At 74.8% G+C, this 14898-nt stretch carries 14 protein-coding genes and 1 riboswitch; of the genes, 6 read left to right on the top strand and 8 right to left on the bottom strand.

All coding sequences use genetic code 11. From position 1 onward, the window contains the following. Positions 1 to 275: 275 nt before the first annotated feature. From ACZ6S8_RS21295 to ACZ6S8_RS21270, 6 genes are all read right to left on the bottom strand, one after another. A complete protein-coding gene (locus tag ACZ6S8_RS21295; protein ID WP_469458379.1) occupies positions 276 to 1061 on the bottom strand; it encodes an ECF transporter S component in 786 nt (261 codons plus the stop codon). A 104-nt stretch (positions 1062 to 1165) separates the two neighbouring features. Beyond that, positions 1166 to 3061, bottom strand: a complete 1896-nt coding sequence (locus tag ACZ6S8_RS21290; protein ID WP_469457954.1) for an ABC transporter ATP-binding protein — start codon at positions 3059 to 3061, stop codon at positions 1166 to 1168. Continuing rightward, positions 3058 to 4293, bottom strand: a complete 1236-nt coding sequence (locus ACZ6S8_RS21285; RefSeq protein WP_469457952.1) for an energy-coupling factor transporter transmembrane component T — start codon at positions 4291 to 4293, stop codon at positions 3058 to 3060. Before ACZ6S8_RS21285 ends, ACZ6S8_RS21290 begins: the two co-directional genes overlap by 4 nt. Beyond that, entirely contained in the window at positions 4290 to 5072 is a 783-nt protein-coding gene (locus tag ACZ6S8_RS21280) for an SCO2322 family protein (protein ID WP_469457950.1), read from the bottom strand. Before ACZ6S8_RS21280 ends, ACZ6S8_RS21285 begins: the two co-directional genes overlap by 4 nt. Next, positions 5072 to 6322: a prenyltransferase/squalene oxidase repeat-containing protein gene (locus ACZ6S8_RS21275; RefSeq protein ID WP_469457948.1), complete on the bottom strand. Its 1251-nt coding sequence runs from the start codon at positions 6320 to 6322 to the stop codon at positions 5072 to 5074. Before ACZ6S8_RS21275 ends, ACZ6S8_RS21280 begins: the two co-directional genes overlap by 1 nt. A gap of 162 nt (positions 6323 to 6484) precedes the next feature. After that, a riboswitch (cobalamin riboswitch) is annotated at positions 6485 to 6553 on the bottom strand. 91 nt (positions 6554 to 6644) lie between these two features. After that, complete coding sequence (locus tag ACZ6S8_RS21270) at positions 6645 to 7775, bottom strand: MBL fold metallo-hydrolase (protein ID WP_469457947.1); 1131 nt, start codon at positions 7773 to 7775, stop codon at positions 6645 to 6647. Between the two features lie 209 nt (positions 7776 to 7984). Between ACZ6S8_RS21270 and ACZ6S8_RS21265 the strand changes: the two genes are divergently transcribed. The 3 genes from ACZ6S8_RS21265 (at position 7985) to ACZ6S8_RS21255 (ending at position 10294) form a co-directional block, all read left to right on the top strand. Then, on the top strand, positions 7985 to 9448 hold the full coding sequence (locus ACZ6S8_RS21265) for an aldehyde dehydrogenase (protein ID WP_469457945.1): 1464 nt from the start codon (positions 7985 to 7987) through the stop codon (positions 9446 to 9448). After that, positions 9448 to 9681 (top strand): ferredoxin, encoded by a 234-nt coding sequence (locus ACZ6S8_RS21260; RefSeq protein ID WP_386524273.1) that lies wholly within the window; start codon positions 9448 to 9450, stop codon positions 9679 to 9681. Before ACZ6S8_RS21265 ends, ACZ6S8_RS21260 begins: the two co-directional genes overlap by 1 nt. A 94-nt stretch (positions 9682 to 9775) precedes the next feature. Further along, complete coding sequence (locus tag ACZ6S8_RS21255) at positions 9776 to 10294, top strand: hypothetical protein (protein ID WP_469457942.1); 519 nt, start codon at positions 9776 to 9778, stop codon at positions 10292 to 10294. 93 nt (positions 10295 to 10387) lie between these two features. Here the strand turns inward: ACZ6S8_RS21255 and ACZ6S8_RS21250 are convergent, their stop codons facing one another. Then, entirely contained in the window at positions 10388 to 11011 is a 624-nt protein-coding gene (locus ACZ6S8_RS21250) for a TetR family transcriptional regulator (RefSeq protein ID WP_469457940.1), read from the bottom strand. Between the two features lie 240 nt (positions 11012 to 11251). On the opposite strand from ACZ6S8_RS21250, the gene ACZ6S8_RS21245 reads away from it, so the two are divergent. The 3 genes from ACZ6S8_RS21245 (at position 11252) to ACZ6S8_RS21235 (ending at position 14467) form a co-directional block, all read left to right on the top strand. Continuing rightward, positions 11252 to 12568, top strand: a complete 1317-nt coding sequence (locus tag ACZ6S8_RS21245; protein WP_469457938.1) for a glycosyltransferase family 4 protein — start codon at positions 11252 to 11254, stop codon at positions 12566 to 12568. Positions 12569 to 12647: 79 nt separating this feature from the next. Further along, entirely contained in the window at positions 12648 to 13382 is a 735-nt protein-coding gene (locus ACZ6S8_RS21240; protein WP_267725400.1) for a class I SAM-dependent methyltransferase, read from the top strand. Further along, the gene (locus ACZ6S8_RS21235; RefSeq protein WP_469457934.1) at positions 13379 to 14467 is read left to right on the top strand and encodes a prenyltransferase/squalene oxidase repeat-containing protein; all 1089 of its coding nucleotides are present in this window, start codon (positions 13379 to 13381) and stop codon (positions 14465 to 14467) included. Before ACZ6S8_RS21240 ends, ACZ6S8_RS21235 begins: the two co-directional genes overlap by 4 nt. A 58-nt stretch (positions 14468 to 14525) precedes the next feature. On the opposite strand, the gene ACZ6S8_RS21230 is transcribed toward ACZ6S8_RS21235, so the two are convergent. Next, positions 14526 to 14828 (bottom strand): hypothetical protein, encoded by a 303-nt coding sequence (locus ACZ6S8_RS21230; protein WP_267725394.1) that lies wholly within the window; start codon positions 14826 to 14828, stop codon positions 14526 to 14528. Positions 14829 to 14898: the final 70 nt, after the last annotated feature.

Genomic DNA, 14898 nt, shown 5'->3' with positions numbered 1-14898 from the left:
CTTGCGACTCATCCAGTTCTACAGACGCCCCGACCCCCTGGCAACGACCGCACTTACTAGCGGACCTCGCAGTCGGTGAGGATCGGCCCCCCTGTGCCCCGATCATCGTCCGTGCAGGTGGGGGGCGGTTCGGAGGGGGTGATAAAGGACCATTAAGGGCTACTAATCCGGTTCGTATGTGACGTGGGTCCTGTGGGGCGGGTCACCGGTGAGGGCCCCGAATCTCACGCTCGGTGGCCACTCGTACCCCTTTCAGGGGGGTGGTCGAAAACGGACTAAACCCCCGAATCGAAGGAAATTGGCGCATCGAACGCCGCTTTGCGGGTCGCCCGCCGCAGCGCCTTCAGCAGCGTGGCCCCCAGCGTCAGCGTCAGTACGACGGTCAGCGCGGCCCGGCCCAGGTCCCAGCCCAGCGAGGTCGCCAGGCAGTACGCGACGAAGCGCGTCAGGTTCGCCCCCACCGGGTCCCCGGGGTGGAAGGAGATGCCCTGGCCCATGCCCTGCAGGATCACCCAGCCCTGCAGATTCATGATCGTGCCGTACGCGAACGAGCCCACGAAGCCGTACGCCGCCAGCATCAGCAGCTCCGCCCGGCCCCGGATGCGCTCCGGGCCCGGCAGCAGCCCCGCGCCCAGCGAGAACCAGCCCAGGGCCAGCATCTGGAACGGCATCCACGGACCCACCCCGCCGGTCAGCAGCGCGGACGCGAACATGGTCACCGAGCCGAGGACGAACCCGAAGCCCGGACCGAGGACACGACCGCTGAGCACCATCAGGAAGAACATGGGCTCCAGGCCGGCGGTCCCCGCGCCCAGCGGTCTCAGCGCCGCCCCGACGGCCGCGAGGACGCCGAGCATCGCCACCGCCTTGGCGTCCATGCCGTTGTCCGCGATGGTCGCGACGACCACGGCGACCAGCAGGGGCAGCAGCGCGGCGAACAGCCACGGGGCGTCCTGCGAGTGCGCGAGGCCGGACTGCCGGTCGGCGAGGAGCGGCCAGCCGAAGGCGGCGATGCCGATGAGGGTGACCAGGACGAGGGCGGCCGCGGCGCGCGGGCCGATCCGGACGGGACGGCTCGCGGTGCGACCGGGTACGAGGTCGGCGGTGCTGCCAGCGGCGGTGCTGCCGGCGGCGGGGCTCGCGGCGCGGCTCGCGGGGTGGCGGGTCACGGGGCCTCCGCCGGTTCGAGGGGGTCGCGGGCGGGGGAGCCGTCGGCGGCCAGCGCCCGGGCCACCTGGGCCGCCGTGAGCCAGTGGCCCGGCGCCAGGATCTTGGCCACCTGGGGGGCGAAGGCCGGGGAGGACACGACGACCTCGGCGGTCGGCCCGTCGGCGACGATCTCGCCGCCGGCCAGGATCACCACCCGGTGCACCAGCTCGGCGGCCAGCTCCACGTCGTGGGTGGCCAGGACGATGGCGTGGCCCTGCGCCGCCAGGGTCCGCAGGATGTCGATCAGGCGGGCCTTGGCGGCGTAGTCCAGACCGCGGGTGGGCTCGTCGAGGAGCAGCAGCGCGGGGCGGCCGGTCAGCACCAGGGCCAGGGCGAGGGCCAGGCGCTGGCCCTCGGACAGGTCCCGGGGGTGCGTGCCGTCGGCGACGTCCGGGAGCAGGGCGGTGACCAGGTCCCGGCAGGTGCCGGGGGCCGCGCCGGCGTCGGAGTCCGCGGCGGCGCACTCGCCCGCGACGGTGTCGGCGTACAGGAGGTCGCGGGGCTCCTGCGGTACGAGGCCCACGCGCCGGACCATCTCCGGCGGCGGGGTGCGGTGGGGGGTGCGGCCGCCGACGGTGACGGAACCGGAGGCGGGGGCGAGGGTGCCGACGAGGGCGGACAGGAGGGTGGACTTGCCGGCGCCGTTGCGGCCCATGAGGGCGATGACCTCGCCGGGGGCCACGGTGAGGTCGATGCCGTGCAGGACCTCCGTGCGGCCGCGGCGGACGGTGAGGTTGCCGACATCGGCCGGTGCGGCTCCCGTGCCGGGGGCTTCGGTGGGCGGGCCGGTTCGCCGGAGCAGGCGCGCGAGCAGCCCGGGGGCTCCGCTGTCGGGGGCTCCGCCCCCGGACCCCCGCGCCTCAAACGCCGGCGGGGCTGGATGGGCCGGCTGCCGTGCGTCGGGAGGGCCGGATCGAGTGGGGGCCGGGCCGGGCGTGCGGGCGGGCGGGGCTGCACGGGTCAGCGGGGCTGGATGGGTCGGCTGGGCTGGAGGGGTCGGCGGGGCTGGATGGGCCGTCGCCGTCGGCGGCGGGGTTTGGGACAGGCGGGTGCGGAGGGGGGCGGCCCGGCGGCGGGCGTCGCGGACCGACAGGGGGAGCGGGGACCACCCCGCCAGGCGGCCCAGGGAGACCACCGGCGGGTGGACGGGCGAGACGGCCATGACCTCGGCCGGGGTACCGAGGACGGGGGCCGCCCCCGGGGCGGGCAGGAGCAGCACCCGGTCGGCGTACTGCACCACCCGCTCCAGCCGGTGCTCCGCCATCAGGACGGTGGTGCCGAGGTCGTGCACCAGCCGCTGGAGCACGGCCAGGACCTCCTCGGCGGCCGCAGGGTCCAGGGCGGACGTCGGCTCGTCCAGCACCAGTACCTCCGGGTGCGGGGTCAGGACCGACCCGATCGCCACCCGCTGCTGCTGGCCGCCCGAGAGGGTGGCGATGGGCCGGTCGCGCAGCTCGTTCAGGCCGAGGAGGTCGAGGGTCTCCTCCACCCGGCGCCGCATCACCGCGGGAGCCAGGCCCAGGGACTCCATCCCGTACGCGAGCTCGTCCTCCACGACGTCCGTCACGAAGTGCGCGAGGGGGTCCTGGCCCACCGTGCCGACCACGTCCGCCAGCTCGCGCGGCTTGTGCGTGCGCGTGTCGCGGCCCGCGACCGTCACCCGGCCGCTCAGCCTCCCGCCGGTGAAGTGCGGGACGAGCCCGGACACCGTCCCCAGCAGGGTGGACTTGCCGACGCCGGAGGGCCCCACGAGGAGCGTCAGCTCGCCCTCGGGGACCACCAGGTCGACGCCCCGGAGGGAGGGGGCGTCCGCGCCCTCGTAGGTGACCGAGACCTGCTCGAAGCGGATCACTGCGAAGCCTCCTTGGGCGGTACGGGTGCCACGAAGGCGGGCAGCAGGCCGATCAGGACCGCGGCCGCCGGCCAGAGCGGCAGGGCGGGCGCGACCAGCGGGACCACACCGGGGTGCAGGCCCTCGGGGTCCAGGGTGCCCGTGCGGACGAGGAGGGCGGCGACGGCCGCCCCCGATCCGGCGACCAGCCAGGCGCGCGCACCCCACCGGTCGGGGCGGTAGCGGGTGCGCACCGAGCGGCGCCCGCCGAGCCGCAGGCCCGCGAGGGCCAGGACCAGGCCGATGCCGAGCACGGGGAGCCCGTACGCGGCCCCCTGCGCGGCCAGCAGCCCGTACGTGCCCGCGCACATGCCGAGCAGGCCGCCGAGGGTGAGGACGTTGGTGGTGTGCCGGACGGCGGGCGGGACGTCGGCCGTGCGGCCGTACCCGCGGGCGTCCATCGAGGCGGCGGTGGCGACGGAGCGCTCCAGGGCGCCCTCCAGCACCGGCAGGCCGATCTGGAGGACGGCCTTGACCCCGCCGGTGGGGCGGCCGCGCAGCCGGCGGGCGGTCCGCAGCCGGACGACGTCGGCCACCATGTTCGGCGCGAAGGTCATGGCGACGACGACGGCGACCCCGGCCTCGTACAGGGCGGCCGGGAGGGACTTCAGCAGCCGGGCCGGGTTGGCGAGCGCGTTCGCGGCGCCCACGCAGACGAGGAGGGTGGCGAGCTTGGCCCCGTCGTAGAAGGCGAAGACCAGCTGCTCGGCGGTGACCCTGCCGCCGAACCGGATCCCCTGCGCCCAGGCGGGCAGCGGGACCTCGGGGAGCGTGAACAGGGTGTGCGAGCCGGGGATGGGGGAGCCGAGCAGCATGGAGAAGAGGAGGCGCAGGCCGATGACGAACAGGCCGAGCTTGAGGAACGCCCCGTAGGAGCGGGCCCAGGGCGCGGAGGTGCGGCGGGCCGCGACGACGTAGCCGGCCACGCCCACGATCAGGCCGAGGACGAGCGGGTTGGTGGTGCGGGAGGCGGCGGTGGCCAGGCCCAGGGCCCAGAGCCACCACGCGCCCGCGTGCAGGGCGTTGCCCCGGGTCGCCAGCGGCGGCTGCCAGGGCCTGCGGCGCTCGTACGGGGCCACCGGCGCGGGGTCGGCCGGCTCCCGGGCGCCGCGGCGGCCGTACGGAACCTCGCGGTCCGCCGCCGCGGCCCGTGGGCCGGGGAAACGGTTCGTCCGGGGTGCGGGCGGGGTCATCGGCCCCGGCGCCGGGACTGCCAGATGCCCGCCGCCGCCAGGGCCGCCACCGCGGCGACGCCGGCCAGCAGGCCCGCCGAGGGACCGCCGCCGCCCGGGGACGCCGTGGACGAGGGCGCCGCGGCCGGGGAGCCGGTGGCCGCCGGGGCGTCCTCCATCGGCTCCCCGCAGCCCTGCTTCGGGTAGCCGGAGATGGCGCACAGCAGGGCCGCGCCGTTGTAGCGCAGCGGTTTGGCGACCGCGGCGAGCGCCTCGGCCGTGGTCGCGTCCGGCGCCACCTGCGCGCAGGCCGTGCGCGGCGCGTCCTGGGGCGGGGCCTCGCCGGACGGGGCGTCCGCGGGGACGCCGAAGTCGACGACGAGGGCGACGCGCTTGCGGCCCTCCGCCGGGGCGGTGGCCCCGCACACCGCGGCGAAGTCGGCCGGGGTCCGCGGCTGCGCCGCCTCGTCCCCGGCGTCCTTGCTCACCGCGAAGCGGAAGCCCTGGACGGAGCCGTCCGCCGGGCGGGCCATCGAGGGGCCCTGGGTGGCGTACGTCCACCGGCCGCCCGCGCCGCCGGAGCCGCCCGTACCGTCCGCGCCGTCCCAGAAGGACCAGTAGCGGTAGCCCGCCGCCAGCGCCGGACCGGCGGCCAGGACGGACAGGACCGTACCGAGGGCCAGGGCGAAGGCCAGGACCCGGGCGGCCGGACCGCGCCGGGCGGTGGCCCGGCCCGGACGGGGGCGCCGGGTGCGGTGCCCTTCGGGGCCGGCCGGGTGCAGCGGCGGACGGCGGCGCATCAGAGCTGGTTCTTCTTCCGGCGGCCGCTCAGCAGGATGCCGATGCCCATGCCGGCCGCGGCGCCCGCGCCGACGATCCACCAGACGTTCGCGCTGCCCGAGTCGCCGTCCTTGCCGCTGTCCACCTTCGTGGCCTCGGTGTCCGCGCCCTGCGGGGCCGGGCCGGTGGCGTTCAGCTGGGCGACGAGGTCGGCGCCGCCGAAGGACTTCGGGTCGGTGCCCGTGGCGTGCGCGGCCAGGATGAGCGTGCCGAGGGCCGCGGGGCTGCCCTTGGCCCAGGGAGCCGAGTTGGCCTTGAGCCACTCCAGGGCGCCCGCCGCCGACTGCTCGTGTCCGGCCGCAGCCAGGGCGATCACCGCGTCGGCGGTGTTGCCGATGTCGGCCGTCGGCTGGTCCGCGCCCGGGGTCAGGGCCGTGAGGTGGCCGTCCTTCTTGAGGGCTTCCGCGAGGTGGCCGGCCGCGCCCTGGGCGGCGGCGGCCGGGTCGGCGGAGGCCGCCGGGCAGACCAGCGGGGCCGCCGGGGTGTCCGTGGTCGACTGCGGCACGGCCGCGCCCTTGCCGAGGCCGGCGAGCGTCGCGGCGGCCGTCGCGTCGGGGTTGGCGAGGAGCTTGCCGTCGACCGGCTGGTAGGCGAACGCGCCCCGGTCGGCGGCCGGTTCGGCGGCGCAGCCGAGCTGGAAGGAGAGCAGGCCCTCGTACGCCGACTTGCCGGCCTTGGACCGGAGCTCCGCCGGCTTCTCGCCGGCGACCGCGAGCGCGCTGATCACCAGGGCGGTGGAGTTGGCCTCGCTCGGGGAGCCCGGGACGTACGCCCAGCCGCCGTCCTCGTTCTGCACGGACTTCAGCCAGCCCACGGTCTTGGCGACCGCGGCGTCCTGGCCGCCGACGGCCTTCAGGGCCTGCACGGCCGCGGCGGCGGCGTTGGTGTCGTACATCGTCTTGTCGTCGCACGCCACGGACGGGTCGGCGCGGAAGGAGGCGTAGGCGCCGTTCGCGCAGCTCTGGCCGACCAGCCAGTCGACGGCCTGCCCGGCGGGCTTGACGCCCACCGTGTGCTGGGCGAGCAGGGCGAAGGACTGCCGCCACACGCCGTCGTACGTCGGGTCGTTCTTGCCGTACAGGCCGGAGGGGATCACCGGGGGCGCGGACGGGGAGGCGGGCGGCGCGGTGTCGGCGAGGGCTGCGGGGGCGGCACCCACGCAGAGCACGGCGGAGGCGGCGAGCGCGGCGGCGCTGCGGCGGACGATCATGGGGGCGGGTGCCTCTCGTGCTGGGGAGCGGGAGGCAGGCACGCGCAGGCACCGGGCTCCGGCTCCGTTTACCTCGACGGTGCCGGCCGCCGGGGGACCCGGCGGCACGAGCCGCGCACCTCCGCTACGGGGCATTCCGGCTCCCCGCCCGGCGGCGGCCGGGGCGGGTCACGGTTGCGGGTCAGCGCCGGATTCGCACCGGCTTCCCCCCGTACGGAAGTGTGGACGACCTGCCCACTGTACCGGCCCGCGGCTCCCGTGCCCGGGGCGCGGGCCCCCCGCGCCCCTTACCGGGCCGCGGCCGCGGGGGTGCCCGTACGGTTCACAGCGCCCGGTACGCCACCGGGTCGCTGCCCGGGACCGGTTCCGCGCGGCCCTGCTTCACCAGGCGCCGCAGGTGCGCCTCCGCTTCCGAGACGGCGATGTTCCGGGAGCCGTACGGGATCTGCTCCCAGGGCCGGTTCCATTCCATCCGCTCCGCCAGCGCCCACGGGGTCAGCGGCTCGGCGAGCAACTCCCACAGCCCGGTCAGCCGCTCCTCGTGGTGGTCCAGCAGCTCCCGCACCCGGGCGGGGGCGTCGGTGAAGGCGTGCTGGTGGGCCGGGAGGACCTCGGCGGGGCGCAGCCGGCCGATGCGTTCGAGGGAGTCGAGGTAGTCGCCGAGGGGGTCGGTGACGCGGGTCACGCCGTGCTCGTCGGGGGCCTCGTACAGGCCGATGTGGGGCGAGATCCCGGGCAGCAGGTGGTCCCCGGAGAAGAGGCGGCCGTTGCCGGGGAGCTGGGCGGGGTGCTCCTCCTCCAGGTGGAGGCAGACGTGGCCGGGGGTGTGGCCGGGAGTCCAGATCGCCCGCAGCCGGCGGCCGGCGAGGGGGAGCAGCTCGGTGGGGACGATCTCCCGGTCGGGGACGGCGGCCCGCAGCCCGGGCAGGGTCCGCATGCGGCCGCTCGCGCGGGCGGCGCGGAGCGGGGCGACGTGTTCCTCGGGGGCTCCGGCGGCGGCGAGCTTCTCGCTCATGTAGTCGAACCAGACGCCGGGCTCGGAGGCGCGGGTGCGCACGACGACCTCGGTGTCGGCGGCGTGCATGGCGATCCACGCCCCGGATGCCTCCCGGACCTGGCCGGACAGGCCGTGGTGGTCGGGGTGGTGGTGGGTGATGACGACGCCGTGGACGTCGGCGACGGACGTGCCGAGGGCGGCGAGGCCGCCGGCGAGGGCGTCCCAGGAGTCGGGGTCGTCCCAGCCGGTGTCGATGAGGACCGGGCCGCGGTCGGTGTCGAGGACGTGCACGAGGGTGTGCCCGAGCGGGTTGTCGGGGATGGGGACCTTGACGGCCCAGACGCCTCCGCCGTGGTCGGTGACCTGCGGGGGCGTCGGCGGGGCCGGGTGCGGGGCCGCCTCCGGCGTCACCCGCGGCGGTGCCTGCGGGGTGGTGTGCGACGTGTCCTCCGGCATGAGGGCCCCCTGTCTGTGAAACCCGTCGGTGCACGGGTCCGTCCGCCCGGCGGCGAACGAGAACTTGTTGCAGTAGTAGCCCAAGTCGACCATCTCCGGGCGCATCTGACCAGTCGTTCGATCTTCTCCGCCGTTCCGTCCTGGCCGTGGACTCCTAGAACTAGAACTGGTATCAGTTCGGGAACGCCAAGCCGCAGGAGGCATCAGCCATGACGGAGCTCGTGGAACACGGACAGCTGTTCATCGGCGGGGAGTGGACGGATCCGCTGGGCACCGGGACGATCGAGGTCGTCTCCCCCCACACCGAGCAGGTCATCGGCTCCGTCCCGCACGCCTCGGAGGCGGACGTCGACCGGGCGGTCGCGGCGGCGCGCAGGGCCTTCGACTCGGGGCCCTGGCCGCGGATGAGCCTGGAGGAGCGGATCGGGGTCGTCTCCCGGATCAAGGACGCCATCGCCGTACGGCACGAGGAGATCGCCCGCTCGATCAGCTCCCAGAACGGCTCCCCTTACTCCTGGAGCGTCCTGGCCCAGGCGCTCGGCCCGATGATGGTCTACGACGCCGCGATCAACGTCGCGCGCGCCTACCCGTACGAGGAGCACCGCCAGGGCGCCCTCGGACCGATCCTGGTGCGCCGCGAGCCGGTGGGGGTCGTCGCGGCCGTCATCCCGTGGAACGTGCCGCAGTTCGTGGCGGCGGCGAAGCTCGGCCCCGCGCTGCTGAGCGGCTGCTCCGTCATCCTGAAGCCCTCCCCGGAAGCCCCCCTCGACTCCTACATCCTCGCCGACATCGCGCGCGAGGCCGGGGTGCCGGAGGGGGTGCTGTCGATCCTGCCCGCCGACCGCGAGGTCAGCGAGTACCTGGTCGGGCACCCCGGCGTCGACAAGGTCGCCTTCACGGGTTCGGTCGCCGCCGGGCGGCGCGTGATGGAGGTCGCCGCCCGCAACCTCACCCGCGTCACCCTCGAACTCGGCGGCAAGTCCGCCGCCGTCGTCCTCCCCGACGCCGACATCGCGGCCGCCGTCGCCGGGATCGTGCCCGCGGCCTGGATGAACAACGGCCAGGCCTGCGTGGCCCAGACCCGCGTCCTCGCACCGCGCAGCCGGTACGGGGAGGTGGCCGAGGCCCTCGCGGCCGCGGCGGGCGCCCTCGTGGTCGGGGACCCCCTCGACCCCGCCACGCAGCTCGGCCCGCTGGTGGCCCGGCGCCAGCAGCAGCGCTCCCTGGACTACATCCGCATCGGCCAGGAGGAGGGCGCGAAGATCCTCACCGGCGGCGGCCGTCCGGCGGGCCAGGAGCGGGGCTGGTACGTGGAGCCCACCCTCTTCGGCGACGTCGACAACTCCATGCGGATCGCGCAGGAGGAGATCTTCGGTCCGGTCGTCTGCCTGATCCCGTACGGGGACGAGGAGGAGGCCCTGCGCATCGCCAACGACTCGGAGTTCGGGCTGAGCGGCAGCGTCTGGACGGGCGACGTCGAGCACGGCATCGACTTCGCCCGCCAGGTCCGCACGGGCACCTTCAACGTGAACACCTTCAGCCTCGACATGCTGGGGCCGTTCGGCGGCTACAAAAACAGCGGCCTGGGGCGGGAGTTCGGCCCGGAGGGGCTCGGCGAGTACCTGGAGCACAAGATGATCCACCTGCCGGCGGGCTATGAGGCGGGTGCCTGATGGGCGACCGCTGGCAGGTCGAGGTGGACCGCGGGGTCTGCATCGGCTCGGGGATGTGCGTGAACCACGCCCCGGAGGGCTTCGCCCTCGACACCGCGCGCCAGTCGCACCCGCGGGCGGCGCAGACGGACGCGAACGAGCCGGTCCTCACGGCGGCGGAGGGCTGCCCGGTCGAAGCCATCCTGATCACCCTGGCCGCCACGGGCGAACCGGTCTTCCCCCCGGAGGAATAACCCCTGGTCGCACCCGGTCCGGGCGGTGTGGCACACTCCTGCGGCGATCACCGGCGGACCCGCCTCCGGCGACGCCGCCGGGGGTGGGGACCGCATGCGTACGAGGACATGGGCAGGGGTCGCGGCGGTCGCCGCGGCCGCCCTGCTGACGGCTTGTGACCCGGACCCGGCCGCAGCCGGTCCGCCCCTGGGCGCCGGGGCGGAGCCGGCGCGGTCGGCGGTGGCCGCCGAGCTGACGGAGGTGGCCGGCCGGGCCGGACTGGGCTCCGCGCCGCAGCTCGACCTGCCGCACCAGCGGGAGATGCGCGCCGCCACGGGCGACTGCATCGCGGCCTGGGACAGCCGCGTGGACGTCGCGGCCGAGACCGTCAACGACCTGGCGGACGACCTGGCCCGCCGGGGCTGGACGCCCGCTCGCGGTGGGTGGTACGCGGAGGGCCGGACCCGCACCCTCGCCTTGACCAGGGGGGACTGGGAGATGGAGGTCGCCCACGTCGCCCCCGACGGCGACGGACGGCTCTCGCTGATCGCGACCCAGCGCACCGTCGCGTGCCTGGACGCGTTCTCGGAGACCGCGGCCCGCAACGGCGGGAGCGCGAGCCCGGATTCCTGAGCCGCGGACCCGGCTGTCCGCCTCAGGCGGGTGAGAGCCCGGAACCGGAATCTGCGGGGCGGCCGTCCGCCGGCATCCGGATGACCGGCAGGATCAGGACTTTTCCGGGGACGTCAGGTCGATCAGCCGGCAGACCGTTTCGATGTCGATCTTGACCTGGGCTATCGAGGCGCGGCCCGACAGCCACGTGATCAGCGCCGAGTGCCAGGTGTGCTCGATGACGCGGACCGCCGAGAGCTGTTCGGCCGTCGGCGGGGCCTCCAGGCCCATCGCGTCCAGGATGATCGCCGTCGTCAGCCGGGACACCGTGTCCACCTCGGGACTCACGCTGCGGTCCGCGAACGTCAGTGCCCGCACCATCGCGTCGGCCAGGTGCGGTTCCCGCTGGAGGGCGCGGAAGGCCCGCATCAGGGTCTCCGCGACCCGGGCCGCCGGGTCGTCGCCCGCCGGCGGGCGCTTGCGCAGCGTGGCGTGCATGTGCTGGAGCTGGTCCTGCATGGTGGCCACGAGCAGGTGCACCTTGGAGGGGAAGTACCGGTACAGCGTGCCGAGCGCCACGCTGGAGGACTCCGCGACCTCCCGCATCTGCACGGCGTCGAAGCCGCCCCGGCTTGCCAGTTGGGCGCTGGCGTGCAGGATCCGGCGGCGGCGCGCCTCCTGGCGCTCCGTCAGGGGAGGGGACGCCGGCGTGGTGACGGCCTTCGCTTCCGCTGTCATGTGTCCCGTTCCATGGCGTTCCGTGTCGTGTGCGGGGGCGGATGAGGGGGCAGGTTCCGGGCTGATCCGGAGCCAGCATGCCAGGCGCCGGAGTCGTGGCGCGAATCACCTGCTCCGCCTCTTACGGTGTAGTTTCCGGCCGGTAGATTCAATGGTCTTCGACGGATCAAGTCTGAAACTTGTTCTACATTATCCGAGCGGTTACGCTCCGGCGAAAGTGCAGGGAGATGGGGGCCGAGAGTGACCGCTGAGGCCATGGTGACAGGCCCTTTCGAGGGATCCGCCACTGACGGCGACCGCCCGATGCGCATCGCACTGCTCACCTATAAGGGGAACCCGTTCTGCGGCGGGCAGGGCGTCTACGTCCGCCACCTCTCGCGCGAGCTCGTGCGCCTCGGACACTCCGTCGAGGTCATCGGCGCGCAGCCCTACCCGGTCCTCGACACGGGCGCCACGCTCACCGAGCTGCCGAGCCTGGACCTCTACCGGCACCCCGACCCGTTCCGGACCCCCAAGCGCGACGAGTACCGGGACTGGATCGACGCCGTCGAGGTCGCCACCATGTGGACCGGCGGCTTCCCCGAGCCGCTCACGTTCTCGCTCCGGGCCCGGCGCCACCTCGCCGCCCGCGCCGGTGAGTTCGACGTCGTCCACGACAACCAGACCCTCGGCTACGGCCTGTTGGGCAACCTGGGCGCGCCGCTGGTCACCACCATCCACCACCCCATCACCGTCGACCGGCAGCTGGACCTGGACGCCGCCAAGGACCGCCGCAAGCGGGCCTCCGTGCGCCGCTGGTACGGCTTCACCCGCATGCAGGGCCGCGTCGCCCGCCGCCTGCCCTCCGTGCTGACCGTCTCCGGCTCCTCCAAGCAGGAGATCGCCCAGCACCTCGGCGTCCGGGACGAGCGCATCCACGTCGTCCACATCGGCGCCGACACCGACCTCTGGTCGCCGGACGAGTCCGTCGCCGAGGTCCCCGGCCGCATCGTCACCACCTCCAGCGCCGACGTCCCGCTCAAGGGCCTCGTCCACCTCGTCGAGGCCCTCGCCAAGCTGCGCACCGAGCAGCCCGCCGCCCACCTCGTCGTCGTCGGCAAGCGCGCCGAGAAGGGGCCGGTCGCCCGCGCCATCGAGACGTACGGGCTCCAGGACGCCGTGCGCTTCGTCAAGGGCATCACCGACGCCGAACTCGTCGACCTCGTCCGCAGCGCCCAGATCGCCTGCGTCCCCTCCCTGTACGAGGGCTTCTCGCTGCCGGCCGCCGAGGCCATGGCCACCGGCACCCCGCTCGTCGCCACCACCGGCGGCGCGATCCCCGAGGTCGCCGGCCCCGACGGCGAGACCTGCCTGGCCGTGCCCCCCGGCGACGCGGGCGCCCTCGCCGCCGCGCTGGGCCGGATGCTCGGCGACCCCGAGCTGCGCGCCAGACTCGGCGCCGCCGGGCGCGAGCGGGTCCTGTCCCGCTTCACCTGGGCCAAGGCCGCCGAGGGCACCGCGGCGCACTACCGCGCCGCCATCGCGGCGGCCGCCGCCCGCACCCCCGGTACCCGGTGACCTTCCGCCCCGGCCGGTTCCCCCGATCCACGCCCCGCCCCCACCCCCTCCACCCCCGCGACCGCGAAGGCAGGACCCCGTGCTGACCGTCGATTTCTCCCGGTTCCCGCTCGCCGCAGGCGACCGCGTACTCGACCTGGGCTGCGGCGCAGGCCGGCACGCCTTCGAGTGCTACCGGAGAGGCGCCCAGGTGGTCGCCGTCGACCGCAACGGCGAGGAGATCCGCGAGGTCGCCAAGTGGTTCGCCGCCATGAAGGAGGCCGGCGAGGCCCCGGCCGGCGCCACCGCAACGGCCATGGAGGGCGACGCGCTCGCGCTGCCCTTCCCCGACGACTCCTTCGACGTCGTCATCATCTCCGAGGTGATGGAGCACATCCCCGACGACAAGGGCGTCCTCGCCGAGATGGTCCGCGTCCTCAAGCCCGGCGGCCGCATCGCCATCACCGTCCCGCGCTACGGCCCGGAGAAGATCTGCTGGACGCTCTCCGACGCCTACCACGAGGTCGAGGGCGGCCACATCCGCATCTACAAGGCCGACGAGCTGCTCGGCAAGATGGAGGCCGCCGGCCTCAAGCCGTACGGCACGCACCACGCCCACGGGCTGCACTCCCCGTACTGGTGGCTCAAGTGCGCCTTCGGCGTCGACAACGACCAGGCCCTGCCCGTCAAGGCGTACCACAAGCTCCTGGTCTGGGACATCATGAAGAAGCCCCTCGCCACCCGCCTCGCCGAGCAGGCCCTCAACCCGGTCATCGGCAAGTCCTTCGTGGCGTACGCGACGAAGCCGCACCTCCCCGTCGGCGCCGCCCAGTGACCTCACCCGGGCGCACCGAGCCGGAACACCTCGTCCTGGACGGCGTACTGACCGCCGAACAGGCCGCGCTGACCGTCGCCGGCATCCTCGCCGCGCAGCGGTCCGACGGGGCCATCCCGTGGTTCCGCAGCCACCACCTCGACCCGTGGGACCACACCGAGGCCGCCATGGCCCTGGACGCGGCCGGCGAGCACGAGGCGGCCGAGCGGGCGTACGCCTGGCTGGTCCGCCACCAGAACCGGGACGGCTCCTGGTACGCGGCCTACGCCGACCGGCCCGCCGGGGTGGACACCGCCGAGCCGCAGGACGCGAGCCGGGAGTCCAACTTCACCGCGTACATAGCCGTCGGCGTCTGGCACCACTACCTGTCCACCGGCGACGACGCCTTCCTGGACCGCATGTGGCCGGCCGTCTACGCGGCCGTGGAGTGCGTACTGACCCTCCAGCAGCCCGGCGGGGAGATCGGCTGGAAGCGGGAGGCCGACGGCACGCCCGTCACCGACGCCCTGCTGACCGGCTCCTCCTCCATCCACCAGGCGCTGCGCTGCGCCCTGGCCATCGCCGAGCACCGCGAGGAGCCGCAGCCCGACTGGGAGCTCGCGGCGGGTGCCCTGCGGCACGCCATCCGGCGCCACCCGGAGCGCTTCCTCGACAAGAACCGCTACTCGATGGACTGGTACTACCCGGTCCTGGGCGGGGCCCTGACCGGCGCCGAGGCGTCCGAGCGCCTCGCGGAGCGCTGGGAGGAGTTCGTGGTCCCCGGCCTGGGCGTGCGCTGCGTCCTGCCGAACCCGTGGGTCACGGGCGGGGAGTCCTGCGAGCTGGCGCTCGCGCTGTGGGCGACGGGGGAGTCCGACCGGGCCCTGGAGGTCCTGCGGTCGATCACGCACCTGCGCGCCGACAACGGCATGTACTGGACGGGCTACGTGTTCCAGGACGAGGCGGTCTGGCCGGTGGAGCAGACGACGTGGACCGCCGGGTCCCTGCTGCTCGCGGTCGCGGCGCTGGGCGGGGACGAGGCCACCACCGAGGTGTTCGGCGGGGCCTCGCTCCCGGCCGGGCTGGAGCCCGACTGCTGCGGTTGAGGCGGCTGGTGCCGCGGGAACCGGTCGTGCCGCTGGTGCCGTCGGACCGGCGGCACCGTCAGCGGCGGTAGAGCCAGCCGGCGACGGCGTGGCCTATGAGGAGGTAGGCCACGGCGGCGACGCCGTAGCCGACGACGACCTGGACCCATTCACGGCTGAAGGTGAAGAGGTCGTAGGACCAGCCGGCCAGCCAGCTGGCGGCGTCGTGGATGAAGTCGACGAGGCCGTTGGCCTGGTTCGCCTCCAGGAGGTACAGCAGGATCCAGAGGCCGATCACGAAGGCGAGCACGTCCGCCACGAGTGCGACGGCGCGGCCTGCCTGACTGCTTCCCCGGGTACGCGTCCGCGTGTGTGATGTCATGCACCCCGTGTTGCCGCCCGGGCGTGTCGTAAACCTGCCGTAAAGACGAACGTGCACCCGAACGGGCCCT

This window comes from Streptomyces sp. NPDC048461 (assembly GCF_055587105.1).
The sequence above is the reverse complement of the archived record's forward strand: the minus strand, read 5'-3'. Positions and strand labels throughout refer to the sequence as shown.

What these genes read in the sequence shown, in the direction of transcription:
- ACZ6S8_RS21275 (WP_469457948.1), bottom strand. Translation starts at nt 6,322, where the DNA reads ATGATCGTCCGCCGCAGCGCCGCCGCGCTCGCCGCCTCCGCCGTGCTC.
- ACZ6S8_RS21270 (WP_469457947.1), bottom strand. Translation starts at nt 7,775, where the DNA reads ATGCCGGAGGACACGTCGCACACCACCCCGCAGGCACCGCCGCGGGTG.
- ACZ6S8_RS21280 (WP_469457950.1), bottom strand. Translation starts at nt 5,072, where the DNA reads ATGCGCCGCCGTCCGCCGCTGCACCCGGCCGGCCCCGAAGGGCACCGC.
- ACZ6S8_RS21260 (WP_386524273.1), top strand. Translation starts at nt 9,448, where the DNA reads ATGGGCGACCGCTGGCAGGTCGAGGTGGACCGCGGGGTCTGCATCGGC.
- ACZ6S8_RS21285 (WP_469457952.1), bottom strand. Translation starts at nt 4,293, where the DNA reads ATGACCCCGCCCGCACCCCGGACGAACCGTTTCCCCGGCCCACGGGCC.
- ACZ6S8_RS21265 (WP_469457945.1), top strand. Translation starts at nt 7,985, where the DNA reads ATGACGGAGCTCGTGGAACACGGACAGCTGTTCATCGGCGGGGAGTGG.
- ACZ6S8_RS21255 (WP_469457942.1), top strand. Translation starts at nt 9,776, where the DNA reads ATGCGTACGAGGACATGGGCAGGGGTCGCGGCGGTCGCCGCGGCCGCC.
- ACZ6S8_RS21250 (WP_469457940.1), bottom strand. Translation starts at nt 11,011, where the DNA reads ATGACAGCGGAAGCGAAGGCCGTCACCACGCCGGCGTCCCCTCCCCTG.
- ACZ6S8_RS21230 (WP_267725394.1), bottom strand. Translation starts at nt 14,828, where the DNA reads ATGACATCACACACGCGGACGCGTACCCGGGGAAGCAGTCAGGCAGGC.